The 25,598-nt window shown below is 71.2% G+C and carries 19 protein-coding genes; 16 read left to right on the top strand and 3 right to left on the bottom strand.

Features of this window, described 5'->3' with window-relative positions; genetic code table 11:
- Positions 1-17: 17 nt before the first annotated feature.
- On the top strand, positions 18-677 hold the full coding sequence (locus ACZ5GP_RS32405; RefSeq protein WP_468754241.1) for a histidine phosphatase family protein: 660 nt from the start codon (positions 18-20) through the stop codon (positions 675-677).
- Positions 678-689: 12 nt separating this feature from the next.
- Positions 690-1,598 carry an ADP-ribosylglycohydrolase family protein gene (locus ACZ5GP_RS32400; protein ID WP_468754240.1) on the top strand — a complete coding sequence of 303 codons (909 nt, stop codon included), beginning with the start codon at positions 690-692 and terminating at the stop codon, positions 1,596-1,598.
- Between the two features lie 53 nt (positions 1,599-1,651).
- Here ACZ5GP_RS32400 and ACZ5GP_RS32395 read toward each other — a convergent pair whose 3' ends face one another.
- Complete coding sequence (locus ACZ5GP_RS32395) at positions 1,652-3,193, bottom strand: MFS transporter (protein WP_468754289.1); 1,542 nt, start codon at positions 3,191-3,193, stop codon at positions 1,652-1,654.
- A 450-nt stretch (positions 3,194-3,643) separates the two neighbouring features.
- Between ACZ5GP_RS32395 and ACZ5GP_RS32390 the strand changes: the two genes are divergently transcribed.
- The 3 genes from ACZ5GP_RS32390 to ACZ5GP_RS32380 all read left to right on the top strand — a co-directional run bounded on the left by ACZ5GP_RS32390 (position 3,644) and on the right by ACZ5GP_RS32380 (position 5,889).
- The gene (locus ACZ5GP_RS32390) at positions 3,644-4,261 is read left to right on the top strand and encodes a TetR/AcrR family transcriptional regulator (RefSeq protein ID WP_468754239.1); all 618 of its coding nucleotides are present in this window, start codon (positions 3,644-3,646) and stop codon (positions 4,259-4,261) included.
- A 106-nt stretch (positions 4,262-4,367) separates the two neighbouring features.
- Positions 4,368-5,069 (top strand): ribonuclease HII, encoded by a 702-nt coding sequence (locus ACZ5GP_RS32385; RefSeq protein ID WP_468754238.1) that lies wholly within the window; start codon positions 4,368-4,370, stop codon positions 5,067-5,069.
- Between the two features lie 79 nt (positions 5,070-5,148).
- On the top strand, positions 5,149-5,889 hold the full coding sequence (locus tag ACZ5GP_RS32380) for a hypothetical protein (RefSeq protein ID WP_468754237.1): 741 nt from the start codon (positions 5,149-5,151) through the stop codon (positions 5,887-5,889).
- Between the two features lie 180 nt (positions 5,890-6,069).
- On the opposite strand, the gene ACZ5GP_RS32375 is transcribed toward ACZ5GP_RS32380, so the two are convergent.
- On the bottom strand, positions 6,070-6,708 hold the full coding sequence (locus tag ACZ5GP_RS32375; RefSeq protein ID WP_468754236.1) for a hypothetical protein: 639 nt from the start codon (positions 6,706-6,708) through the stop codon (positions 6,070-6,072).
- A gap of 300 nt (positions 6,709-7,008) precedes the next feature.
- Here ACZ5GP_RS32375 and ACZ5GP_RS32370 point away from each other — a divergent pair, with 300 nt between their 5' ends.
- The 8 genes from ACZ5GP_RS32370 (at position 7,009) to ACZ5GP_RS32335 (ending at position 20,278) form a co-directional block, all read left to right on the top strand.
- Positions 7,009-9,168 (top strand): RecQ family ATP-dependent DNA helicase, encoded by a 2,160-nt coding sequence (locus tag ACZ5GP_RS32370; RefSeq protein WP_468754235.1) that lies wholly within the window; start codon positions 7,009-7,011, stop codon positions 9,166-9,168.
- A gap of 205 nt (positions 9,169-9,373) precedes the next feature.
- On the top strand, positions 9,374-10,900 hold the full coding sequence (locus tag ACZ5GP_RS32365) for a DUF4192 domain-containing protein (RefSeq protein ID WP_468754234.1): 1,527 nt from the start codon (positions 9,374-9,376) through the stop codon (positions 10,898-10,900).
- A gap of 228 nt (positions 10,901-11,128) precedes the next feature.
- Positions 11,129-13,201: a glycogen debranching N-terminal domain-containing protein gene (locus ACZ5GP_RS32360; RefSeq protein WP_468754233.1), complete on the top strand. Its 2,073-nt coding sequence runs from the start codon at positions 11,129-11,131 to the stop codon at positions 13,199-13,201.
- Between the two features lie 128 nt (positions 13,202-13,329).
- Entirely contained in the window at positions 13,330-14,091 is a 762-nt protein-coding gene (locus ACZ5GP_RS32355) for an NUDIX hydrolase (RefSeq protein WP_468754232.1), read from the top strand.
- 180 nt (positions 14,092-14,271) lie between these two features.
- Complete coding sequence (locus tag ACZ5GP_RS32350; protein WP_468754231.1) at positions 14,272-16,242, top strand: ABC transporter ATP-binding protein; 1,971 nt, start codon at positions 14,272-14,274, stop codon at positions 16,240-16,242.
- 162 nt (positions 16,243-16,404) lie between these two features.
- Positions 16,405-17,295, top strand: a complete 891-nt coding sequence (locus tag ACZ5GP_RS32345) for a FadR/GntR family transcriptional regulator (RefSeq protein WP_468754230.1) — start codon at positions 16,405-16,407, stop codon at positions 17,293-17,295.
- A 448-nt stretch (positions 17,296-17,743) separates the two neighbouring features.
- On the top strand, positions 17,744-19,282 hold the full coding sequence (locus tag ACZ5GP_RS32340; protein WP_468754229.1) for an RNA polymerase sigma factor: 1,539 nt from the start codon (positions 17,744-17,746) through the stop codon (positions 19,280-19,282).
- Between the two features lie 162 nt (positions 19,283-19,444).
- A complete protein-coding gene (locus ACZ5GP_RS32335) occupies positions 19,445-20,278 on the top strand; it encodes a S1 family peptidase (protein WP_468754228.1) in 834 nt (277 codons plus the stop codon).
- Positions 20,279-20,466: 188 nt separating this feature from the next.
- Here ACZ5GP_RS32335 and ACZ5GP_RS32330 read toward each other — a convergent pair whose 3' ends face one another.
- Positions 20,467-20,697 carry a DUF7455 domain-containing protein gene (locus ACZ5GP_RS32330; protein WP_468754227.1) on the bottom strand — a complete coding sequence of 77 codons (231 nt, stop codon included), beginning with the start codon at positions 20,695-20,697 and terminating at the stop codon, positions 20,467-20,469.
- A gap of 439 nt (positions 20,698-21,136) precedes the next feature.
- Here ACZ5GP_RS32330 and ACZ5GP_RS32325 point away from each other — a divergent pair, with 439 nt between their 5' ends.
- The 3 genes from ACZ5GP_RS32325 to ACZ5GP_RS32315 all read left to right on the top strand — a co-directional run bounded on the left by ACZ5GP_RS32325 (position 21,137) and on the right by ACZ5GP_RS32315 (position 25,484).
- The gene (locus tag ACZ5GP_RS32325; RefSeq protein WP_468754226.1) at positions 21,137-23,260 is read left to right on the top strand and encodes a DNA gyrase/topoisomerase IV subunit B; all 2,124 of its coding nucleotides are present in this window, start codon (positions 21,137-21,139) and stop codon (positions 23,258-23,260) included.
- A gap of 335 nt (positions 23,261-23,595) precedes the next feature.
- Positions 23,596-24,741, top strand: coding sequence for a sensor histidine kinase (locus tag ACZ5GP_RS32320; RefSeq protein WP_468754225.1), 1,146 nt, complete (start codon positions 23,596-23,598; stop codon positions 24,739-24,741).
- Positions 24,738-25,484 (top strand): response regulator transcription factor, encoded by a 747-nt coding sequence (locus tag ACZ5GP_RS32315; RefSeq protein ID WP_468754224.1) that lies wholly within the window; start codon positions 24,738-24,740, stop codon positions 25,482-25,484. Before ACZ5GP_RS32320 ends, ACZ5GP_RS32315 begins: the two co-directional genes overlap by 4 nt.
- The last annotated feature ends 114 nt before the right edge of the window (positions 25,485-25,598 follow it).

The following is a 25,598-nucleotide window of genomic DNA, read 5'->3' as shown; positions in this document are numbered from 1 at the left end:
CGATCTAGGGTTTCCGCATGGCACGCCCGCGGCGCATCATCCTGGTCCGGCACGGCGAGTCGGCGGGAAACGCCGACGACACCGTGTACGAGCGCGAGCCCGATCACGCGCTCGCCCTCACCGAGGCGGGGTGGGCGCAGGCGGAGGAGAGAGGCAAACAGCTCAGGGAAGTGCTCGGGCGGGAGCGGGTGAGCGTGTACGTCTCGCCGTACCGCCGCACCCACGAGACGCTCCAGGCGTTCCGCCTCGACCCCGAGCTGGTGCGGGTGCGCGAGGAGCCCAGGCTGCGGGAGCAGGACTGGGGCAACTGGCAGGACCGGGACGACGTGCGCCTGCAGAAGGCGTACCGGGACGCGTACGGGCACTTCTTCTACCGCTTCGCGCAGGGCGAGTCCGGAGCCGATGTCTACGACAGGGTGGGAGCCTTCCTGGAGAGCCTCTACCGCAGCTTCGAGGCCCCCGACCATCCGCCGAACGTCCTGCTGGTCACGCACGGGCTCACCATGCGGCTGTTCTGCATGCGGTGGTTCCACTGGTCGGTGGCCGAGTTCGAATCTCTGTCCAACCCCGGGAACGGTGAGATGAGGATGCTGGTGCTGGGCGAAGACGGCAAGTACGCGCTGGACCGACCGTTCGAGCGCTGGCGTGAGCCAGAGCCGTACGGCATCACCGGATAGAGTGGCAGGGCGATGACCGCTGACTCCTCTCCCGACCGGCGCCTGGAGCGCGCACTGGCCAGCCTGCGCGGACTGGCGGTGGGGGACGCGCTGGGCTCCCAGTTCTTCGTTCCCGCGCACTACCCACTGCTCAAGCACCGGCAGTTGCCGGACGCGCCGTGGCAGTGGACCGACGACACCGAGATGGCCTGCTCCGTGCTGGCCGTTCTGGCCGAGCACCGCCGGATCGACCAGGACGCGCTCGCCCGGTCCTTCGCCGAGCACCACGACTTCGACCGGGGTTACGGCCCTGCCGTGAACCGACTGCTGCGGCAGGTCCGCGAGGGCGGGGACTGGCGGGAGCTGGCCTCCGCGCTCTTCAAGGGCCAGGGCTCCTGGGGCAACGGCGCCGCGATGCGCATCGCCCCGCTCGGCGCCTGGTACGCGGACGACCCGGAGCAGGCGACACACCAGGCGGAGATCTCCGCCTACCCCACGCATCAGCACCGGGAGGCCGTGGTCGGGGCCATGGCGGTGGCCGCGGCCGCGGCGCTGACGGCCTCTCCCCAGGGGCCGCCCACGCCGCAGGCGCTCCTCGACGGGGTCATCGCGCTGGTTCCGCGCAGTGCGGTCGGGGCCGGGCTGCGCAGGGCGCGGGACATGCTCGACTACGGCGACCCGGGCACGGTCGCCGCGGTCCTCGGATGCGGGCGCCGTACGACCGCCCACGACACGGTGCCGTTCGCACTGTGGTCGGCCGCGCGCGGGCTCGGCGCGTACGAGCGGGCGATCTGGGACACCGCGCAGGTCGGTGGCGACATGGACACGACCTGCGCCATCGTGGGCGGTGTGATCGCCGCGGGAGAGGCAGGCGCGCCGCCCGTGGAGTGGCTGAAGCGGACCGAGGCGCTGCCGGGCTGGGTGCCCGGCGGACAGGGGTGACTCGGGGCTTCCCGGAGCCTTCACGCTACCTCTCGACGTACCCCTCGTAACGGTCAGAGGGCTGACGCACCCGCCTTGCCGCTCAGTGCTTCCAGGTCGCTCTTGCGGACCTGGATGACGAAGAGGGAGACGAGCGCAGCCGCGACGGCCATCGCGGCGGCGGCGATGAAGGCGTTGCCGATGCCATGGCTGAGGACCGTGTCGCCCCACGGCGCGGGCAGCTTGTGGGTCTTGGCGAAACGGGCCTTCTGTTCCAGTGTGGCCTCGGCGAAGAACTTCTGGGTCTGGGTCCTGCCCTCGTCCTTGGCCGCGTTGCTGAACACGGTGGTGAGAATGGACAGGCCAAGCGCGCCACCCACCTGCTGGGTGGCGTTGAGCATGCCGGACGCGGCACCGGACTCGCTGTCGGAGACGCCGGACACGGCGGTGAGGGTGAGGGTGACGAAATTCAGGCCCATGCCGATGCCGAAGAGCAGCATCGGGGCCAGCAGGCCGCCGAGGTAGGAGCTGCCGGGGTCGAGAAGGGTGAGCCAGGCCATCCCGGTGGCCGTGAGCAGGCAGCCCACCACCATGAAGGGTTTCGGGCCGAGGCGGGGCAGCAGACTGCTGGAGAGCCCCGCGCCGACGGCGATCGCGGCGGCGACGGGCAGGAAGGCGAGGCCGGCCTCGACGGGGCTGTAGTGCAGCACGTTCTGCACGAAGAGCACGATGAAGAAGAACATGCCGAACATCGCGGCGGAGAGGCTGAGCATGATCGCGTAGGTGCCGGAGCGGTTGCGGTCCGCGAAGAGGCGCAAGGGCGTGATCGGTTGCGAGGTGCGCCGCTCGACGAGGACGAACGCGGCGAGCAGCACCAGCGCGGCGGCGAAGGAGATGAGGGTGAGGTCGTCGCGCCACCCTTCCTCCGAGGCGCGGATGAAGCCGTAGACGAGAGAGGCCATGCCGAGCGTCGAGGTGAGCGCGCCGGTCAGGTCGAACCGGCCGGGATGGCGTTCGGACTCCCTGATGTAGCGCGGCGCGAGGACGGCGATGACCAGGCCGATGGGCACGTTGACGAAGAGCACCCACCGCCAGTCCAGCCACTCGGTGAGGACACCGCCCGCGAGGAGGCCGACGGCGCCACCGCCCGCGGAGACACCGGCGAAGACGCCGAAGGCACGGTTGCGTTCGGGTCCTTCGGGGAAGGTGGTGGCGATCAGCGCGAGGGAGGTCGGTGAGGCGATGGCGCCACCGACGCCCTGCAGCGCGCGGGCCGCGAGCAGCTGCCAGGGCTCCTGTGCGAAGCCGCCGAGCAGCGAGGCGAGCGTGAAGAGGGCGATGCCCGTGATGAACATGCGGCGGCGGCCGAGCAGGTCCCCGGCGCGTCCGCCGAGCAGCAGCAGTCCGCCGAAGGTGAGGGCGTAGGCGTTGATCACCCAGGTGAGGTCGCTGGTGGAGAAGTCCAGCGCGGTCTGTATCTGGGGCAGGGCGATGTTGACGATGGTGGCATCGAGCACGACCATCAACTGGCACGCGGCGATCACGGTGAGGGCGATGCCGGGGTGTGCGGGGCGGGCGTCGCGATGGGGCTCGGGCGCGGATGAGTGCGTGTGGATCTGTTCGTGGGTCACGAGCGTTTCCCCCGGAAGTGAATTAGTGAACGCAGCCGTTCACTACGAGGGACGGTATCGAGCCCGCTCCCGCGAACGCAAGCATTGACAGGGCGAGTTGGACGCCCTGTGGGCGCCCTCACACGGCGGCTGTGTCGGGGGCTGCGGCGGTGCCGTGCCGTTGAGATGATCGCGGGCCGCCACCTCGATGCGCCGCTGCCTCAGCGTGTTACCGCCTCAAGGCCGGACCACCTCAACGGCACGGAACCGTTCCCTCCGCCCCACCCGACGGGGGCCCCGCCCGCACCGGCCGCCAAGTGATCGCCGACAGGTAATACCGGACACAGAGCCATCGAAGGGCACCCGCCGGCCTGGCATGCTGGGCGAAGGCGCGGTGCCGCGGGGCCCGCCCCCGGGGTCGGCGCGCCGACATGCTGGCTCGACGGAGAGAAGGCGATGGTTGCTTCGCGCTGGACGGCGGCTACTCCCGCCCGGACGGCTGCCCCGCGGCGCCGGGGCGCCGTCCTGGAACAAGCGATCCTCGACGCCGCCCTGGAACAGCTCGGCACGGTCGGCTGGAGCGGGCTCACGATGGAGGGCGTGGCCGCGGCCGCGCAGACGGGCAAGGCCGCCGTCTACCGCCGCTGGCCGTCCAAGGCGGACCTCGTCGCGGACGCCCTGCGCGCCGCGCTGCCGGGGCTCGACGGTGCACCGGACCTCGGAAGCGTCCGGAAGGATCTTCTGGCGCTGTGCGCGAGAATGCGGGCGGCGATGTTTTCGCGTCCCGGGTTCGCCCTCCGCGCCGTGCTTCACGAATGCGACACAGCGACGGCCGAGCATTTCCATGACGTGATCTTCCAGGGCCTCATCGAACCGAGCGTAAAGCAGATCAAGGAAGTCGTACGTAGGGGAATCGAGCGCGGAGAGGTGCGCTCGGACGGCACGGACGACTATGTGTGCGACGTCATTCCGGCCATGCTCATGTATCGCTCGAAGGTGTGCGGGAGCGAATGGCGGGACGAGGACTTCGAGGCCCTGATCGACCAGGTGATGGTGCCGTTGCTGCGCCCCTGAGAGGCGGGCGCGGCGGCCGGCCCGACGAGCCCCCCAGGGCCCCGCGGCGAGCGGGGGAGACCTGGGTGTCGCGAGCGGCCCCCGGCGGCGTAGGCTATCTGGCGCCATGCCGTACGAAGCACCCACCCACACCGTCGAGCGCTCCCTGCGCGCCACCACCGGAGCGAAGATCGTCGCCGGTGTCGACGAGGTCGGCCGCGGTGCCTGGGCGGGTCCCGTCACCGTCTGCGCGGCGGTCACCGGACTGCGCCGGCCGCCCGAAGGGCTCACCGATTCCAAGCTGATCACTCCCAAGCGGCGCACCGCGCTCGCGGCGGAGCTGGAGAGCTGGGTCACGGCGCACGCCCTCGGCCACGCCTCGCACGAGGAGATCGACCAGCTGGGGATGACAGCCGCGCTGCGGCTCGCCGCGGTGCGTGCGCTGGAGGGGCTGCCGGTCCGTCCGGACGCGGTCATTCTCGACGGCAAGCACGACTACCTCGGCACTCCCTGGCGGGTCCGTACGGTGATCAAGGGGGACCAGTCCTGTGTGGCCGTCGCCGCGGCTTCGGTGATCGCCAAAGTTCGGCGCGACAAAATGATGGCCGAACTGGGCATCGAACATGCAGACTTCGGTTTTGCGGCCAACGCCGGCTATCCGTCGCCGGTGCACAAGGCCGCGCTGGCGGAGCGGGGGCCCACCCCGTACCACCGGCTTTCGTGGGCGTATCTTGATGCGCTGCCCCAGTGGCGGCACCTCAAGAAGGCCCGCAGCTGGGCGGACGGAAACGTTCCGGAAATCGAGGGTCAGCTCGGCTTTGAGTTCTGACCTTTTTCCGGCACGTCCGGTCGCACTCCTGTGCCACCCGCCGACGCGAGTCGCATCGGCGTTTGATAGACAACACATCATGCCTCTCATTCCCGAGGAGCCTCAGATTCACGAGAGTGCCCAGGGTCCCCGCGTCACGCCGGCCAGTGGCCGCATCGCGCCGACCCCCCGCCCCGTACCAGGCCCGCGTCCCGCGGCCTCGCCGCGCCCCGGCCGCCCGGGTCCTGCCCGGCCGATGCCGCCTGCGCAGCGCACGCCGCGCGACCCGGGCGCCAAGCCCGCGCCGTCCGCCCCCGCGGCCGCTTCCGCAGTGACCGCCTCCGCGGTGGCCGCTCCTGCGGCGACTGCTTCCGGAGTGGCTGCTCCCGGAGCGACCACTTCTGGAGCGGTCGCTCCGGCAGCGCCCGCCGACCGTCCTTCCGCGGCCTCGGTCCCGCAGATCCAGCTGATCCCGGCCTCGGCCGAGGGCGCGCTGGACGCGGCCGAGGAGGCCGTCGACCTCCTCCTCGACTCCGGGCGCGCGCCCGGGGACGTCCTGGTGGTCACCACCGGCGATCCGCATCCGTGGGCCACGCACGAGCTGTCCTTCGGCGAAGCCGCCTACTGGGCGCAGCACGACGCGGGCGACGACGTCTTCTACGCCGACTCCGCCGCGCTGAGCCGTGCGGCGTCCCGGCCGGTGGTCGTCGTCGCCGTGAACGGCGGCAGCGAAGAGGCGGCGCTCGCGGCGCTGCCGACCGCTGTGAGCCGGGCAGGGACTCTGCTGATCGTGTGCGGCGACCCGCAGCGGATCAACTCGATGCTGGGCGCGGGCGTCTGACGCTCAGGCGACCCGCGTCCTCGCGTCCCGGCACCTCCGTGCGTCCCGGCATCGGACACACGGCGGGGCAGTACGTCGGCCGGTGCGGCCCGTACGGCGATCACAAGGCGCCGTACGGTGTCCACCGTGCCGTGGGGCCCGTGACGGCCCGCGCGCAGGGGGCGACGTCGGGGCCGGTGGTCAGCGTGCCGCCGCGCGCCGGAGCACATCCGAAGCGGCGCCTCCGGTACGAGGCCCCGGCAGATCGGCCCCGGCCAACGCCTCGGGCTGCGAGCCGAGGCTCGGTCTGCGCCCACCGCGCCCCTCGCCGAGCACCTGCCAACCGTCCCGCGTCAGCGTGATGTACGCGCCGCAGCGCAGACCGTGCAACGTGCAGGCGTCCCGCAGGCCCCACATCCAGGCGCCGTCCTCCTGGGTCCAACGCCCGTCCCCTTCACGGCAGTGGAGCAGCACGGCGGTCCGCACCGGGGTTCGGCGTCGCAGATCGTGCGGGATGATCCGGCGCAGCTGTGAGAGCAGCGTGTTGCGGAAGATCCAGCCGTCCGTGACACTCACGCGACGGCTGAACGAGGCGCTCGCGCACAGCCGTTCGTCCTGATCCAGCACGGCCACGACGGCTGTGGTGGGTGTGGGTCGATGTCGGGAGTGCAGCCCGCTGACGATCTCACGCGGGTTGCGCAGCAAGGGGATCCCCGCAGCGGACCACTCCGCCGGTTCGAGCATCCGGGCCAGTCGGTGGGCGGAATCGGCGGACATCTCGGTCGGCGGCGAAGGCTGCGGCGGCGAAGCCGCGTCGGACGGAGTGATTCCGAAGGTCACGGTCCTCCCTTCGGCTACGCGCCCCTACGGAGGGCGGGGGTCGGGCTGGGGGCGCACCGCGGCACAGCCCTGCCGGGCCGTGGGAACCGCGCGGGATGCGGTTCCAATTCTTCCCGTCGCGTGGACTCGCGGCAACGAGCAATTGGGGCCGTACGCCGGTATCAGGTGATGCGTCGTGTATATCCCTGCCCAGCTCGCGGCCCTTCGATGCTCCCTTCAGCCCCGCACGACCAGGACCGAGGGCCACACCGCTGCCGTCCGCGTTGGGCGATTGTCGGTGGCATCGGGTTGCATGGGGCCATGGACAACCATGCGCTCCGCACCGAAGCCGATGCCATCCTCGCCGAGCTCGTCGGCGATCCGGGGGGTTCCGCGCGCCTGCGGGAGGACCAGTGGCAGGCGGTGGCGGCCCTGGTCGAGGAGCGTCGGCGGGCTCTGGTGGTGCAGCGCACGGGCTGGGGCAAGTCGGCCGTGTACTTCGTCGCCACCGCCCTGCTGCGGCGCCGTGGCTCCGGCCCCACGGTGATCATCTCGCCGCTGCTTGCCCTCATGCGCAACCAGGTCGAGTCGGCCGCACGGGCGGGCATCCGGGCGCACACCATCAACTCGGCCAACCCCGAGGAATGGGACACCATCTACGAGGAGGTCGAGCGCGGCGAGACCGACGTGCTCCTCGTGAGCCCGGAGCGCCTCAATTCCGTGGACTTCCGTGAGCAGGTGCTGCCCAAGCTCGCGGCCACGACCGGCCTGCTCGTCGTCGACGAGGCACACTGCATCTCCGACTGGGGGCACGACTTCCGCCCCGACTACCGCCGCCTGCGGGCGATGCTCGCCGAGCTGCCCGCCGGTGTGCCGGTGCTGGCCACCACCGCGACAGCCAACGCGCGTGTCACCGCGGACGTGGCCGAGCAGTTGGGCACCGGCGCGGGCGAGGCCCTGGTGCTGCGCGGTCCGCTGGAGCGGGAGAGTCTTCGGCTGGGCGTGGTGCGGCTGCCGGACGCCGCGCACCGGCTGGGCTGGCTCGCCGAGCACCTGGACGAGCTGCAGGGGTCGGGGATCATCTACGCCCTCACCGTGGCGGCGGCCGAGGAGGCCACCGCTTTCCTGCGGCAGCGTGGCTTCCAGGTGGCCTCCTACACGGGGCGCACGGAGAACGCCGACCGCCTCCAGGCCGAGATCGACCTCCAGGAGAACCGGGTCAAGGCGCTGGTGGCGACTTCCGCGCTCGGCATGGGCTTCGACAAACCGGACCTGGGCTTCGTGGTCCACCTCGGCTCGCCGTCCTCGCCGATCGCCTACTACCAGCAGGTCGGCCGTGCGGGCCGCGGTGTCGAGCACGCCGACGTGTTGTTGCTGCCCGGCCAGGAGGACGAGGCCATCTGGCGCTACTTCGCCGATACGGCCTTTCCGCCCGAGGCTCAGGTGCGCCAGACCCTGACCACCCTCGCCGACGCGGGACGTGCGCTGTCCGTACCCGCCCTGGAGGCGGCGGTGGACCTTCGGCGCACCCGCCTGGAGACCATGCTGAAGGTGCTGGACGTGGACGGAGCGGTCAAGCGGGTCAAGGGCGGCTGGACGTCCACGGGCCGGCCATGGGCCTACGACTCGGAGCGATACGCCTGGGTGGCGCGGCAGCGCGCGGCCGAGCAACAGGCCATGCGCGACTACGTGAGCACCGGCGAGTGCCGGATGGAGTTTCTCCGCCGGCAGCTGGACGACGAGGGCGCGGCCCCGTGCGGCCGCTGCGACAACTGCGCCGGCGCGTGGGCCGATTCCTCCGTTTCGCGGGAGACATTGACCGGTGCGGCGAAGGAACTGGACCGACCCGGAGTGGAGATCGAGCCGCGCCGGATGTGGCCGACGGGCATGCCGGCTCTGGGCATCAGCCTCAAGGGACGGATCCCGGCCAAGGAACAGTGCGCCACCGGACGCGCCCTGGGGAGGCTCTCGGACATCGGATGGGGAAACCGGCTGCGCCCGCTGCTGGCGGAGAACGCGCCCGACGACCCGGTCCCCGATGACGTCCTGCGGGCGGCGGTGTCCGTGCTCGCCGACTGGGCACGCTCGCCCGGAGGCTGGGCGCCGAACGTCCCGGACGCCTCCGCCCGACCGGTGGGAGTCGTGGCCGTGCCGTCCTTGTCCCGGCCGCAGCTGGTCGATTCCCTCGCCCGAGGAATCGCGTCCGTCGGCCGCCTTCCCTTCCTCGGCACCCTCGCGTACACGGGCCCGGACGGCGCGCACACGGCTCGCCGCAGCAACTCCGCCCAGCGCCTCCGGGCGCTTTCCGGTGCCTTCGCGGTCCCCGAGGAGCTGGCCGCCGCGTTGCGGGCCGCCCCGGGCCCCGTTCTGCTCGTGGACGACTACACCGAATCCGGCTGGACCCTCGCCGTCGCCGCCCGTCTGCTGCGCCAGTCGGGCAGCGAACAGGTGCTTCCCCTGGTCCTCGCGGCAGCGGGCTGAACCGCTGCCCCGGCCCTCCCTTCGTGCTCGGTACGTACACGCGCTGTCGCCGCCCGCATCAGTGCTCACATCCTGACGGGCGCACGGGATTTTCGGGGAGGCTGTGGATAACCCTCGACCGGGCTCGGCCCGCCCTTGGCGTGCCCCTGATCAGAGTTATCCACAGGGGCAACCGGAATTCCGCGATCTGCGGGACAGTCGGCGCATGACGAATCACAGCGAAGCAATCGGCCCGATCGAGCCGGACGACGCGTCCCCTTCCGGGGACCCTGCCATCGAGACGGACGGCGGTGGCCCGACCAGTGACCCGTTCGGTGAGCCCGTCGTCACCTTGCGCACCCCCGCTGAACTGGCCGATGCCCTGCCGTACTTGCTCGGCTTCAAGCCCCAGGAAAGCGTCGTGCTCATCGCCCTGCACGGCGAGCGCGGCCGGTTCGGCGGCCGCGTGCGGCTGGGCATCCCCGAGCGCGCGGAGGACTGGCCCTCCGTCGCGGAGCAGCTGGCCCACTGCCTGGTGGGAGGCTGCGAGCGAAGGGGGGCCCGCCCCGACGGCATCGTCGCCTTCCTCTGCCAGGAGCCGGGCGCGGCCGAGACCGGGCAACAGGTGGTGGAACGCCTGCGGCCGCTCGCCCAGGTGCTGCGCACCGCATGCGGTGCCCTCGACGTCCCGGTGTTCGAAGTGGTGTGCATCTCGGGAGACCGCTTTTGGACCTACTGCTGCCCGGACGTCCGATGCTGTCCGCCCCAGGGCATTCCGCTGCTCCGGCCGGGCACCTCGGTCCTAGCGGCCGCCGCGACCTACGTGGGTCTGCGGCCGGTCGCGGCGCAGGGAGACATCAGGGCGCGGCTCATCCCCTGGGGAACCGCCGCGGCGGTCGAGCAGGAACGCGCGCTGGACGCGGCCGGCCTCACGCTCATCCCGAGGATGCTGACTCAGGAGGCCCGCGTCGTCGCAGCCGAGACGCTCGACCTGGCCCGCCGGGTCATGGGGCGACTGGCCGCCGCACCACCTGCCTCCGGGGCGCGCGAGGCGGACACCAGGGACGATGAACTGATCGCGCACGACGAAGCGGCCGCACTGATCATCGGCCTCCAGGACCGCACGACACGCGACCGGGCCGCGGAGTGGATGGAAGGCGACGAGGCACCCTCCGCCCTGCGGCTCTGGCGAGCCCTGGCCCGACGCTGCGTCGGCGCGTACGGGGAACACGCCGCGGCGCCCCTCTCCCTCGCCGGTTGGGTCGCCTGGTCCCTCGGCGACCTCACGGAAGGCCGGGAGGCCCTGGCCATGGCATTGTGCGCCGACTCCGAGTACATGTTCGCCCTGCTCCTGCTCCAGGCGTGCGGTGAGGACATGGACCCGGAGCCGATCCGTCGCTGCCTGCGCGGGAAGCGCGAGGAGCCCGATGACGAGCCCGATCCGGGCACGGTCTTCGAACCGGCGGCAGGGGCACAGGGCACGGCATCCCCGAGCAGCACGCCCGAAGCGCCGGACACCACCCGCCTGTTGGAGGCAGGCGCCTCGGGAGAGCAGCGGGGGAGGGCGCAGGAAGGTGCTTCCCGCCGTCGCCGCCGCCGGCCGCCGCACCTGCCGGGAGGCGGCAGCGACCTGCGGAGTGCCGGCGGCCCCGGCTCCCCAGGGGGCCCCGGCAACCTCCGCCCCTCCGGCGCCCCCGGTGCAGGACCCCGGAATCGGCGGGTGGTCAGGCGCGGTGCGAGGCCCGGCCGATGAGCGCGTTCCCCCGGTGGTGGGCCGGGTGGTCAGGAAGGGCGGCGCGGCTGCGCGCGGCAGTGGCGTCCATACGAAGTTGGCTCCGGGTGGTCGGCTTCCTGCCGAGGAAGCGTGACTTGCGGCGGGGCAGGTCCGTTCACCTGAGTGGCGGTACGTGCGGCAGGGTCGCGCCGCCGTTGCACCGCCTCCGACCTTCCGTAGCGCAGACAACGCCGAAGAAGCCGCCCCATGTCCCTTTCCGCTCCGTCTCCCGCGTCCGACAGAGAGGGGCCCCGACGGGCCGCGTCTACCCCCGCGTTCCGTCCCGGTGCTCCACGTCCGCCCGGCGCACCGGCTCTGGCGCTGCGCCCCACTGTCGAGCTTCCGCCCGCACACACGGCCCTGATCTGCGTGGCCCTGCCCGCCTTCGCCATCTCGACGGACCAGGGGCAGCTGACGGGCCGTGGCCTGGAGGGCTTCTACCGCTCGGGTCGCCGCGTCCTGTCGCGCTGTCAGCTACGGGTGGCGGGACGAGAGCCGGTCGCCGTGCAGGCCCGCATGCTCTCGGCGGACAGTGCCCGTTTCGTGGCGACGCTGCGCCTGTCGACCGATGCCCGTCCCGACCCGGAGATCGTCGTCGAACGGGTGCGTCACGCGGACGGCACGGAGCGGATCACCCTGCACAGCGCGTCCGAGCGCCCCCTGCGGCTGCCCGTAGAGATCTCGCTCGGCACAGACCTCGCCGAGTTGGGACTCGTCGCCTCCGGCAGAGCCGGCCCCGAACTGCCCGCCGACGTGCACGATTCCGGTATGCGATGGTCCTCCGCCACGGCCCGCTGCACGGTCACCGCAGACCCGGCGCCCGCGGACGCCCTGGCCTCGGCAGGGCTGCTGCGGTGGGAACTGGACCTGCCACCGGGTGTTTCCCGGAGCGTGGAGCTGCGGGTGAGGGTCGACAGCGCCGGGCCGTTCCGTGCGACGGGCCACGGAACGAAGCGCTCCCTCACCACGGCGAGCGCCGTCGGGGACGACCCCAGAGTCCAGCCGCTGCTCGCCCGGTCCGTCGAGGACCTACGGGCGTTGTTGTTGCGGGACCCCGACCATCCCACCGACATGTACCCGGCGGCGGGCGCTCCCTGGCGCTGCGGACTGGCTCCCGCCGAGGCACTGGCCGCCGCCCGCATGGCCCTGCCCCTCGGCACCCGAGTCGCCGCCGGTACCTTGCGCACCCTCGCCCGAAGCCAACTCGCGGGCCCCGGAGCGCGGTCCGGCATGATCCCGGGGCCGCTGAGGGACGCGGGCCCGCATCTGCCGCCCGGCTGCACCGGCATCGAAGCCACGCTGCTCTTCCCCGTGCTCCTCGCCGAGGCGCGACGCTGGGGGCTGCCCGAGCAGGAAGTGGAGGCACTGCTGCCCGCGGCGGAGAGATGCCTGCGGTGGCTGCGCGCCGCGGTCGGCGACGGCACGTTCCTGCCGGATGCCGACCCGGGCGGGCCGGCGCGCTGCGAGATCCAGGCGCACGCGCATCGGGCCGCACTGCTCGGCGCCGACCTGCTGGACGCGTACGGCATCGAGGGCGGTGCGGCTCTGCGGCAGTGGGGCCGGCGGCTGCGGTCCGCGTTCCGGGCGGAGTTCTGGGTGGAGGACCGGGCAGGTGGCCGACCTGCCATGGCCCGCTTGGGCGACGGCCGTCTCGTGCCGCACCTCGCCGGAGGAGCGGCCCACCTCCTGGACACCGGCCTGCTCGGGTCCGGGACGCTCGCCCCAGGGCTGCTCGACAAGGTGCAGACCGAACAGCTGGCCCGGCTGCTCGGCGGGCCCGCCATGGACTCCGGTTGGGGCCTGCGCAGTCTGGGGTCCAAAGAGGCCGCGTACAACCCGTTCGGGCACCGGGGTGGTGCGGTCCGGGTACAGGAGACGGTGGTCGCCGTCTCGGGTCTCGCGGCGGCCGGGTACGAGAAGGAGGCCGGCTCCCTGCTGCGGGGGATGCTCGCGGCATCCGAGTGCTTCGGTCACCGGCTGCCCGAGATGTACGCGGGGGAGCAGCGCTCCGAGGGCGGGGCTCCGCTGCCGCACCCGACGGCCTGCCGTCCGGCGGCGACCGCCGCGGCCGCCGGGGTGCATGCCCTCACAGCGCTCGTCGGGATCCGTCCCGACGCACCGGCCGGCACAGTGACGCTCGGTCCGGTCCGCAGCGTCCCCCTGGGAGAGCTGGGGCTGACCGCACTGAGCGTCGCGGGCGCCCCGTTCTCCGTACGCGTGAGCCGACTGGGCCTCGCCATGGTCGAGGAGGCGGCCGAAGGTCTCCAGTTGGGTGTCTGAATCGGCGGCTCCCCAGCTTGGGTCCGGGGCGAGGGCGGAGGCGGGGCAGGGCGACGGCGCGAAGAACCGGGCCGGAAGACGTGGGCGAAGGAGATGTTTATCGTCAGGCAGACGACTATGATCGCGGCATGCCCCCCTACGACCCGTCGGCCTTCCCGCCCTTCGCCGTCACCGTCGACCTGGTCGTGCTGACCGTGCGCCGTGACGCCCTCTGCGCGCTGGCCGTGCGGCGCGGTGAGCAGCCGTTCCAGGGGCGTTGGGCGCTCCCCGGAGGATTCGTACGTCCTGACGAGGACCTCTCGGCCGCGGCGGCGCGCGAACTCGTCGAGGAGACGGGTCTGTGCGCCCACGACCCCCGGACTCCGGCGCAGGCCAACGGAGCGCACCTGGAACAGCTCGCCACCTACGGCGACCCCGAGCGGGATCCGCGGATGCGGGTGGTGAGCGTCGCACACCTCGCGCTCGCTCCCGACCTGCCCGCCCCCCGGGCAGGCGGCGACGCGCACAGCGCACGCTGGGCACCGGTGGAGGCCCTGCTCGGCGAAGCGGCATTCGGGCGCGACGGTGAGCCGGCCGCGCCGCTCGCCTTCGATCACACGCAGATCCTCGCGGACGGCGTGGAGCGCGCCCGTTCCAAAATCGAATACTCGTCACTCGCCACGGCCTTCTGCCCACCGGAGTTCACCGTCGGAGAGCTGCGACGCGTGTACGAGGCGGTCTGGGGCGTCGTTCTCGACCCGCGCAACTTCCACCGCAAGGTGACCGGCACCCCGGGTTTCCTCGTGCCCACGGGCGGCACCACCACCCGGCAGGGCGGTCGCCCCGCCCAACTCTTCCGCGCGGGAGGGGCGACGCTCCTCAACCCGCCGATGCTGCGCCCGGAAGTCTGAGCGCCGCAGCTCGTTTACTTCCTGCGCCGTGCCTCGCCCGGAGGACACCAGCGGCCCACCTCCTGCCCGAAAAGCGGGAAATGTCGCGTTATCTTGCTGGAGTACCCACGGGGTTCGCCCGTCCCTGATCCGGCGGACGGTCCCGGCCGCCGAGCGGTCGCACATCCTGCGAGAGAAGCGATGATCCAGGCCATCGGACTGACCAGCAACCCCCGCCAGGAGCTCCCGCCCGCCGTCGACGACGTGTCCTTCGAGGCGCGCACCGGCCGTGTCACGGCGCTGCTCGGCGCCAAGGGCGCCGGCAAGACCACGGCGCTGCGGCTGATGCTCGAACTCCAACAGGGCCGGGGCGTCACGTACTTCAGAGGTCGCCCCCTGCACCGCATCGCCCATCCATCGCGTGAGGTGGGCGTCCTCCTGGGCGATGTCCCCGGGCACCCGGCCCGCTCGGTCCGCGGACATCTGCGCATGCTGTGTGCCGCTGCCGGCGTACCTGTCCAGCGCGCCGACGACGTCCTGGAGGCCGTGGGGCTCGTCAGCCTCCGGGACCAGCGCCTCGGCACCCTCTCGCGCGGCATGGACCGCCGCCTGGGGCTGGCCTGCGCCCTGCTGGCCGACCCGCACACGCTCGTCCTGGACGGGCCGACCGACGGGCTCTCGCACCGAGAGGGAGCCTGGCTGCACGAGATCCTGCGTGCGCACACGGGCCAGGGCGGGACGGTCCTGTTCACCACGGACGACCCCAAGGAGGCGGCACGGACCGCCGACCGCGTCGTCACGCTGGAGGCGGGGCGGCTCGTCGCGGACCAGGACGCCGTGGACTTCGCCCGGACCAGGCTGCGGCCCCGGGTCGCCGTCCTGAGCCCCTACGCGGCCCGTCTCGGCGCGCTCCTCGCCAAGGAGGCCCGCGCGCGGCAGTGTTCCATCGAGGTGGTCAGCGAGGGCGGCAACCGGCTTTCCGTCTACGGCAGCAACTGCGCTGACGTGGGGGAGACCGCCTACCGGCACGGCATTCTCATCCACCAACTCGCCGACGAGGTCGGTGACGCCGGGCCCGCACGGCCCTCCGGGGCCGCGGGGCGACCAGAGCCGCCGAGCCCCCGGCCCATCGCCTCCCTCGGAGGTGAGGCCACCCTCGACACGCCCCCTGAAGTCCGACCAGAAGGGCACCACCCCCCGGCGTCGAGCCCGCCGGGGGCGGACGACACGGCCCTGCCCGCGAGCGGCGAGCGGGCGCTCTCCGGCGCCACCTCGCCTGCTTCTTCCCCGGCCCCCGCCGCTGCCGCCTCGCCTGCCTCTCCTGCTTCCGCTGCCGCCTCCGCCTCACTCACCGCTCAGGGATCTGTCTCGTCCCTGCCACCGCCCATCACCGTGCGCCCGGGCCGCAGCCCCCTCCGTCCGCTGCGGTACGAGCTGCGGCGCCTCGCCGGCGTGGGGACCGGTTACCTCACGCTGGCCGCCGTCCTTGCCGCCTCGGCCCTGATCTGCGTCTTCCTGGCGCGAGCCGGGCACACGCCCCAGCCCCGCCTTCTCGCCGCCTGGCCCCAGGATCTGCCGCTGCCCCCCGCGGCCCTTGGGGCCGGACTGCTCGGTGCTCTCGCTTTCGGCGACGAATTTCGTCACCCTGCCCTCGCCGCCGACCGCGGCACCGTCCCGCGCCGACTGGGGCTCCTCGTCGCCAAACTGCTCGTCGCCGCCGCCACCGCGCTGCTGCTGGGTGCACTCACGGCCGGTACCGACGCCGCGCTGCTTCACCTTGTATACGGCGAGGAACTCGCCGGAGTTCCCGCCGACTGGGTGCCCATGGCAGCGAGTTGGGCGGCCCTGGTGACAGGGTGCGCCTGGGCGGGCGTGCTGGCCGCCGGCGTGTTCCGGTCCACGACAGCGGGGCTTGCCGCGGTGCTGGCGGTGCCGATCATCGTCGTACCTCTCGTACAAAAGGCCGTTGAGGGTCCTGCTGTGCGATCCGCGGCCGGACTGCCGGGGCGGTTGAGGAACCTCCTGCTGATGCAATGGCCGTTCGGGGCGGAGCGGTATGTGGCGGGCGGCGTCCGCGTCGTCGCACAACCTGTGGGTGGTGCCCTGACGTTGTCGCTGACCGCTCTGCTCTGCGCTTATGTGCTCACGGCGGTGCGCGGCAGGGTCCGCTGACGGCGGTCCGCCGCCTTCCGTTCCGGGGCTGTGCGCAACTCCTGGGACGACGCTCATTTCTTTCCGATAAGGCGTCAATTGCGGCGGGGTAAGCGATCACCCTTTCGTGTGCTTTTCACCAAAGACCTCAAGGGAGTTGGAGGCCACGCCGACAAATGATCCGTGAGTACCCTTGCGCACACCATGATGACCACCGCCCGCTCCGCCGACTCCGGTCTCGCCGGCCCGGGCGACCTCGACCGCTACCCCTTCGCCGAGCCCTCCGGCGGCGCCGACCGCGTGGTCGCCCCCGCATGGGACGGCGCCGACCACGACCTGGGACGCGTGAGCCGGCGCGCGTCCGGAAGCCGGGGCCGCGGGCTCCATGGCCAACTCGTCCAACAGCTGGGTCAGATGATCGTCTCCGGCGACCTGGGCGCCGACCGCCCGCTCGTCCCCGAGGAGATCGGCCAGCGCTTCGAGGTCTCCCGCACCGTCGTGCGCGAGTCGCTGCGCGTCCTGGAGGCGAAAGGTCTCGTCAGCGCCCGGCCCAACGTCGGCACGCGCGTGCGTCCCGTCAGCGACTGGAACCTGCTCGATCCGGACATCATCGAGTGGCGGGCCTTCGGGCCACAGCGAGACGATCAGCGGCGCGAGCTCGGCGAGCTGCGCTGGATGATCGAGCCGCTCGCCGCCCGCCTCGCCGCGGGGCACGGCCGCGAGGAGATGCAGCAGCGACTCGCCGACATGGTGGAGATCATGGGCCACGCGTTGACGCAGGGTGACTCGCTCACCTTCTCGCGCGCCGACGCGGAGTTCCACTCGCTGCTCATCCAGGTCGCCGGCAACCGCATGCTGGAGCACCTCTCCGGCATCGTCTCGGCCGCCCTCCAGGTCTCCGGTGGCCCGGTCGCCGGCTGTGACCGTCCCACCGAGAGCTCCCTCGTGCACCACTCGCGCGTGGTGGACGCCCTCGCGGCGGGTGACGGCGCGGGAGCCGAGGCCGCCATGCGGCAGCTGCTCACCGTCCACCCGGAGGTGGAGCGCGTCGTGCCCGCTCCCCGCGAACACTGACCGCGCCCGCGGTGCACGCGCCTCGCGGCAGCCGTCTCGTCGCTCCGGCGCCGCCGACGGCACCGCCGCCACAACCGGACGTCGCCGGATCTCCACGGGCTTCCAGTGAGCCCGGCGGGGTCCGGCGACGCGATTGTGAGGGTTGCTTCAGGGGGCAACGGGGGATCATTCGTGCATGCGTGTAGGTCGCTTCTGGCCGTATCTAGACACTTTTGAGTACTTATGGGGTGTGACTCGGGCCACGTAGATTGGGCGTAACGCTCGAAGGAACAGCGCGATGACCTAAGAGGTGATAGCCGAGGAGGGAATGCAGCGGTCGTTCGCGACGCTGTGTGACTCCCCGGCCCCCGCCCGCGCCGTCGGCCCGAATCCCCAGCCGCCGGTCGTCGGCTCCGGTCCACAGTGGACGGAGCCGGAAGCCGTTTTCCAACGTTCCGAGAGGTTGTTCGTGTCGGCCAGCACATCCCGTACGCTCCCGCCGGAGATCGCCGAATCCGTCTCTGTCATGGCGCTCATCGAGCGGGGAAAGGCTGATGGGCAGATCGCCGGCGATGACGTGCGTCGTGCCTTCGAAGCTGACCAGATTCCGGCCACTCAGTGGAAGAACGTTCTGCGCAGCCTCAACCAGATCCTCGAGGAAGAGGGTGTGACGCTGATGGTCAGTGCCGCGGAGCCCAAGCGCCCCCGCAAGAGCGTCGCAGCGAAGAGCCCGGCCAAGCGCACCGCGACCAGGACGGTCGCGGCCAAGACCACCACGGTCAAGCCCACCGCCACCGCCGCCACCGGCGCGCCGTCCGCGGACGGCACCACCGAGGACGCGCCCGCGAAGAAGGTCGCCGCCAAGAAGGCGACGGCCAAGAAGGCCGTCGCGAAGAAGACCGTCGCCAAGAAGGCGACGGCCAAGAAGGCCACCTCCAAGAAGGACGCCGACGAGCTCCTGGACGAAGAGGCCACTGACGAGGCACCCGCCGCCGGCAAGCCCGGTGAGGGCGAGCCGGCCGAGGAAGGCGCCCAGGGCTTCGTACTCTCCGACGAGGACGAGGACGACGCGCCGGCCCAGCAGGTCGCCGCGGCCGGCGCCACCGCCGACCCCGTCAAGGACTACCTGAAGCAGATCGGCAAGGTCCCCCTGCTCAACGCCGAGCAGGAGGTCGAGCTCGCCAAGCGCATCGAGGCCGGCCTGTTCGCCGAGGACAAGCTCGCCAACGCCGACAAGCTCGCGCCGAAGCTCAAGCGTGAGCTGGAGATCATCGCCGAGGACGGCCGCCGCGCCAAGAACCACCTCCTGGAGGCCAACCTCCGTCTGGTGGTCTCCCTGGCCAAGCGCTACACCGGCCGCGGCATGCTCTTCCTGGACCTCATCCAGGAGGGCAACCTCGGTCTGATCCGCGCGGTCGAGAAGTTCGACTACACCAAGGGCTACAAGTTCTCCACGTACGCCACCTGGTGGATCCGTCAGGCGATCACCCGCGCCATGGCCGACCAGGCCCGCACCATCCGTATCCCGGTGCACATGGTCGAGGTCATCAACAAGCTGGCCCGTGTCCAGCGCCAGATGCTCCAGGACCTGGGCCGCGAGCCCACCCCGGAGGAGCTGGCCAAGGAACTCGACATGACCCCGGAGAAGGTCATCGAGGTCCAGAAGTACGGCCGTGAACCGATCTCCCTCCACACCCCTCTGGGTGAGGACGGCGACAGCGAATTCGGTGACCTCATCGAGGACTCCGAAGCGGTCGTGCCGGCCGACGCGGTCAGCTTCACGCTCCTGCAGGAGCAGCTCCACTCGGTCCTGGACACGCTGTCCGAGCGTGAGGCGGGCGTGGTCTCCATGCGCTTCGGTCTCACCGACGGCCAGCCCAAGACCCTCGACGAGATCGGCAAGGTCTACGGAGTGACGCGTGAGCGCATCCGCCAGATCGAGTCGAAGACGATGTCGAAGCTCCGTCACCCGTCGCGCTCGCAGGTCCTGCGCGACTACCTCGACTAGGCCGCGACAGCCGTCAGAGCGTTACCGAAAGGCCCGAAGTCCTCAGCGCGAGGCTTCGGGCCTTTCGCGTCCGTGGGCTTTGGACCGTGTGCGCGCGGGTGCGCCGCCTGCGCCACTGGATGACGCTGGGTGGGCGTTCGCAGCCCAGAGTGAGGAGATCGCATGCGCCGTTCCTTCGCCCGATCGTGGAGAGGGCCGCTGGCTCTGGCGGCCGCTGCCGTCGCCCTGCCGCTGGCCGTCCCGCCCCCCGCGAGAGCCGACAGCGTCATCATCGGGGGCAGTCCGGTGCAGGTGTCCGAGAGCCCGTGGGTGGTGGCCCTCTCCAGCCGTGACCGGTTCGGGGGTACCCGCTCGGGCCAGTTCTGTGGCGCCGTGGTGACGGGTCCCTCAACGGTCCTGACGGCCGCCCACTGCATGAGCAAGGACGTACTCGGTACGCCGCTCCACGGCATCTCGGACCTGAAGGTCATCGCCGGCCGGGGAGACCTGCGGACATCGGAGGGCACGGAGACCCCGGTCCGTGAGGTCCGCGTCAACCCGGAGTACGACGCATACACCAACTCCGGTGACTTCGCGGTGCTGACCCTCTCCGAGCCGCTCCCGGAGAAGTACGTGATCCCCGTGGCGGGGCAGGGCGACTCCGCGTACGAAGCGGGGACGGAGGCGACTGTGTACGGCTGGGGGGACACCACGGGCGCGGGTCAGTACGCCTATACGCTCCATGCGGCCGCAGTGCGGGTGCTGCCCGACACCGTGTGCAAGCAGGCGTACCCGGGCAGCGCTGACGGCAAATACGAGGCCGCGACCATGCTGTGCGCCGGGGAGCTGGACGGTCGGCGTGACGCCTGCCAGGGGGACAGCGGTGGGCCGCTGGTCGCCAAGGGGCGGCTCATCGGGCTGGTGTCGTGGGGGAGCGGTTGCGGGCGCGCCGGGAGCCCCGGCGTCTACACGCGGATCTCGGACGCGGTCAAAGTGATCGGGGCCGGCCGCACCTGAGGCGTGGAGCCCCTGGGATCACGCCGGAGGCGGTGGGCTGCCCCCCAGGCCCGTCCCGGGCCGAGGGGGGCCCTTGTGGCCCCGTACGGGGCCACAGACGAGAGCGGGCGGCCACCCCTGCTGGTTGACAGGGGTGGCCGCCCGTACGCCGGCCTGTTCGCCGGAGCTGCTCGTCGTGGTGCGAGGTGTCAGCGTTCCTCTTCGGGGTCGCTCTCCGGAGTGGCGGTCAGACGCTCCGTCTCGTCCTGTATCTCAGCGGCGATCTTCTTGAGTTCCGGCTCGAACTTGCGGCCATGGTGGGCGCAGAAGAGCAGTTCGCCGCCGCTCAGCAGGACGACGCGCAGGTAAGCCTGGGCGCCGCAGCGGTCGCAGCGATCAGCGGCCGTCAGGGGGCTCGCGGGGGTCAGAACAGTAGTCACGTCGCCTCTTCTCTAGCTCGACGAGCTGTCGTACCAGGGTCAACATCCAACCAGGCCGAAAACGTTCCCGCTCGCGGCTTTTCCTCGAAATTTATTTTGAGGAGGCTGTCCGTTGCCGGTTGGCGGCGAATGTGCCGTATTGCGTCTCTTACGTGTCTTACGGTTTCGCGCTGTCTGTCAGGTCGGTGTCCTCCGGCTGGCTTGCCGGTTGTTCAAGAGGACGTGCCCGGAGCCTAAATGGTTCATGCCTCGAAGGGAACGTGACGTGCGCTTCACTCCATTGAGGGATCGAACATGCATGCGAGCGTCAGCTAGTCTGCGCGGGGACGCGGGTGGCGTGACAACGGCTCTACCAGGCCTCGGTACCCTCAGACGGGCAACCGAAGCCGCGTCCTTACCCCAAAGGACCCCCCTTGAAATTCAGCGAGGAGCGAACCGCGTGACCGCCGAGACGTCCGTGCCGTCCACAGCATTGCTGACCGGAGCAGACCGGGACGGTTCCAACTACACCGCGCGGCACCTGCTCGTCCTGGAGGGGCTCGAGGCCGTCCGCAAGCGTCCTGGCATGTACATCGGGTCCACGGACAGCCGCGGCCTGATGCACTGCCTCTGGGAGATCATCGACAACTCCGTCGACGAAGCCCTGGGCGGCTACTGCGACCACATCGAGGTCATCCTCCACGACGACGCCTCCGTGGAGGTCCGGGACAACGGCCGCGGCATCCCGGTGGATGTCGAGCCCAAGACCGGCCTCTCGGGCATCGAGGTCGTCATGACCAAGCTGCACGCCGGCGGCAAGTTCGGCGGCGGCTCCTATGCCGCCTCCGGCGGCCTGCACGGCGTGGGCGCCTCCGTGGTCAACGCGCTCTCCGCCCGCCTCGACGTCGAGGTGGACCGCGCCGGGTACACCCACGCGCTCAGCTTCCGGCGGGGCGTCCCCGGCTCCTTCACCAAGTCCGGGCCCGAGGCGCCCTTCGAGCCGTCGTCGAAGCTCAAGAAGTCCAAGAAGACGCCCAAGGCGGGCACCGGCACGCGCGTGCGCTACTGGGCCGACCGGCAGATCTTCCTCAAGGACGCCAAGCTGTCGCTGGAGAACCTCCACCAGCGCGCCCGCCAGACGGCCTTCCTGGTTCCGGGCCTCACGATCGTCGTACGGGACGAGTTCGGCCTCGGCGAGGGCGGTTCGAAGGGTGAGGAGTCCTTCCGCTTCGACGGCGGCATCAGCGAGTTCTGTGAGTACCTCGCCCAGGACAAGGCGGTCTGCGACGTCCTGCGCTTCTCCGGACAGGGCACCTTCAAGGAGACCGTGCCGGTCCTGGACGACCACGGCCAGATGACCCCCACCGAGGTCACCCGTGAGCTCGCCGTGGACGTGGCCCTGCGCTGGGGCACCGGGTACGACACGACCGTCAGGTCCTTCGTCAACATCATCGCCACCCCCAAGGGCGGCACCCACGTGACGGGCTTCGAGCGCTCCCTCACCAAGACGATGAACGAGGCCATGCGCAGCCAGAAGGTGCTGCGGGTCGCCGAGGACGACATCGTCAAGGACGACGCCCTGGAGGGCCTCACGGCGGTCGTCACGGTCCGTCTGGCGGAGCCGCAGTTCGAAGGCCAGACGAAGGAGGTCCTCGGCACCTCCGCGGCCAACCGCATCGTCGCCAATGTCATCGCCAAGGAACTCAAGGCCTTCCTGGCGTCCACCAAGCGGGACGCCAAGGCCCAGGCCCGTGCCGTGATGGAGAAGGCCGTCGCCGCGGCCCGCACCCGCATCGCGGCGCGCCAGCACAAGGACGCCCAGCGTCGGAAGACCGCCCTGGAGTCCTCGTCGCTGCCCGCGAAGCTCGCGGACTGCCGCAGCGACGACGTGGAGCGCAGTGAGCTCTTCATCGTCGAGGGCGACTCCGCGCTCGGCACCGCCAAGCTCGCCCGGAACTCCGAGTTCCAGGCGCTGCTGCCGATCCGCGGCAAGATTCTCAACGTTCAGAAGGCGTCCGTGACGGACATGCTGAAGAACGCCGAGTGCGGCGCGATCATCCAGGTCATAGGAGCCGGGTCCGGCCGGACCTTCGACATTGACGCGGCGCGCTACGGAAAGATCATCCTGCTCGTCGACGCCGATGTGGACGGCGCGCACATCCGGATCCTGCTGCTGACGCTGTTCCAGCGCTACATGCGGCCCATGGTCGAGGCCGGACGTGTCTTCGCCGCGGTGCCGCCCCTGCACCGCATCGAGCTCAGCCAGCCCAAGAAGGGCCAGGACAAGTACGTCTACACGTACTCGGACCGCGAGCTGCGGGAGACCCTGCTGGAGCTGCAGCGCAAGAACGTGCGCTACAAGGACTCGATCCAGCGGTACAAGGGTCTCGGCGAGATGGACGCCGACCAGCTGGCGGAGACGACGATGGACCCGCGGTACCGCACGCTGCGCCGGATCAACATCTCCGACCTCGAATCCTCCGAGCAGGTCTTCGATCTGCTGATGGGCAACGACGTCGCGCCGCGCAAGGAGTTCATCACCAGCTCCGCGGCGACGCTGGACCGGTCGCGTATCGACGCCTGACGGCCGCCCGCGGTGCGGGCTGCGGTGCGGGGTCGTGTCGGCTCGGCCGGGTCGCGGGAGCTGTGCGCTCCGCCCATGCGCCACGGAGCCGTGTGCTCCACCCACGGGTGGAGCACACGGCTCCACCCGTGCTCCACCTCTGATCCACCCCTGCTCCGATCTCTCGGCCAGGCGATTTCCGTAGCGTCGAAGGCATCGATCCTGCTCACGTTCCTCGGATCGGCCCTTCCTTCCCCTCGTACGGAGGCAGCCATGTCAGCTCTCGCCGACGCAGCTCCACGCCCGGCGTACGGTATTGCGGACGCGGCGTACGAGCCGATGGGGAAGGACCCCGGGTGAGCTGGGACCGGTGGACGAGATGGCCTTCCCGAGAGGCGTTGACCTGGGCGGGCATGAGCCTTGCCAGGCTGTGGTTCGCCCGGATCGTGCGCGTGGTGGTCCTCGGCATCCTGATGTGGGACGCCTTCCATGAGAACCGCGGTTGGCACCTGGCGGCCGGTTTGGCCGTGGTGGTGGCGGTTTCCTGCGCGGGGTGGGCGTTCTTCCGCGTCTCGTTCGACCACCGCGTGTGGCCTTCCCTGGGGCTGATGGCGCTGCTCATAGGCGCCGCGCTTGCCGCCGATCTTGGAGGCTGGCGCGTGCCGGCCCTGGTGCTGTGGTGTGGCACGGCCGTCTCCGCGATGGAGCGGCTGCCACTCGTCGCGGGCACACCGTGCGTCCTGGCGGCGATGACCGGGTACGCTGTGTACACCGACGACGGCTGGCTCGTCACGGGGCTCACCATCATCGGGCTCGTGCTCGCCGGGTACACCCTGCGGCTGGACGCCGAGGCGCGGGGCAACAACCACCGGCTGCTCGTTCAGGAGCGGGCCGCGCGGGCCGCGGAGGCGGAGTCGGCCGCGCTCGCCGAACGGGGCAGCATCGCCCGCGAGATCCATGACGTGCTCGCCCACAGTCTCTCCGCGCAACTCGTGCATCTGGAGGCGGCCCGACTGCTGATCGAAGGCGATGCGACCAAGCAGCAGATCCTGGACCGGGTCGTGGCGGCGCGCTCCATGGCCAGGGAAGGACTCGCCGAGACCAGACAGGCGCTGTCCGCGCTCCGCGGGGAGATGACCCCGGTCGAGGATTTCCTGCGCGAACTGGTCACGGCCGACCGCGCCTCGGTCGCTGTCACCGGAGAGCCACGCCCCCTGCCCGCCGAGGCGTCGCAGGCGGTCCGCAGAGTGGCGCAGGAAGCTCTGACGAACGTCCGCAAGCATGCGCCCGGGGCGAAGATCCAGGTGTGCCTGGAGTACGGGAAGCGCGAAGTGCGGCTGGACGTGCGGGATTCGGGCGGGCGGTCGCCGGGGGAACTCGCCGCTTCCGGCGCCGGGTACGGTCTGCTCGGGATGCGTGAGCGGGCTGAGCTGCTGGGCGGATCCCTGGAGGCAGGGCCGGGCGAGGAGGGCTTCGTGGTGACGCTGAAGGTGCCGACATGACGTGGAACGAAGGCGCCGCGAGAACCACCGGCGCCCGGGGCGAAGGGTCGGAAGTGGCGCGAGCGGCGGAAGGCAGACCACCCGCGCGGGTGATTGTGGTCGACGATCAGACGGTCGTGCGCGAGGGAATCGTGATGCTGCTCGGGCTGTTGCCCGGCATCGAGGTCATCGGCTCCGCGGGCGATGGTGAGGAGGCCGTACGCCTGGTCGGTGAGCTCGCCCCGGACGTCGTGCTCATGGACCTGCGCATGCCTCGCTGCGACGGGGCGGAGGCCACCCGACGTATCCGCGCCCAGTACCCCGAGACTCAGGTGGTCGTGCTCACCACCTATGCCGACGACGCCTCGCTGTTCCCGGCGCTCAAGGCGGGTGCCCGCGGGTATCTCACCAAGGACGCCGGCGGGGAGGAGATCGTGCGGGCGGTCGAGAACGTCCTCTCGGGTGACGCCGGGCTCTCCCCGCGGATCCAACGGCGGCTCCTGGAGTGGCTGTCGGATCCGGAACCCGTGGGCGCCGGGGAGCCGCCCGACGACCTGACCACGCGGGAGACGGAGGTGCTCGTCCTGATCGCCGAGGGCATGTCGAACCACGAGATCGCCCGCACCCTGCACGTCTCCACGGCGACGGTGAAGACACACATCAACAACCTCTTCGCGAAGGCCGGCCTCAAGGACCGTGCCCAGGCCGTCCGCTACGCCTATGACCACGGGCTCGTCAGGCCACCGGGGCGTGCCCGTACCTGACGAAGCTTCACCTGATGGGGTGAAGAGCACCGGGAGAAGTGTCTCGGAACCACACGATCCGCCCATCCTTGGGCACGCGGCCGAACAGAGCTGCGGACAAGGAGAGTTCGGTGG

It is taken from the genome of Streptomyces sp. NPDC031466 (genome assembly GCF_055581265.1).
The sequence above is the reverse complement of the archived record's forward strand: the minus strand, read 5'-3'. Positions and strand labels throughout refer to the sequence as shown.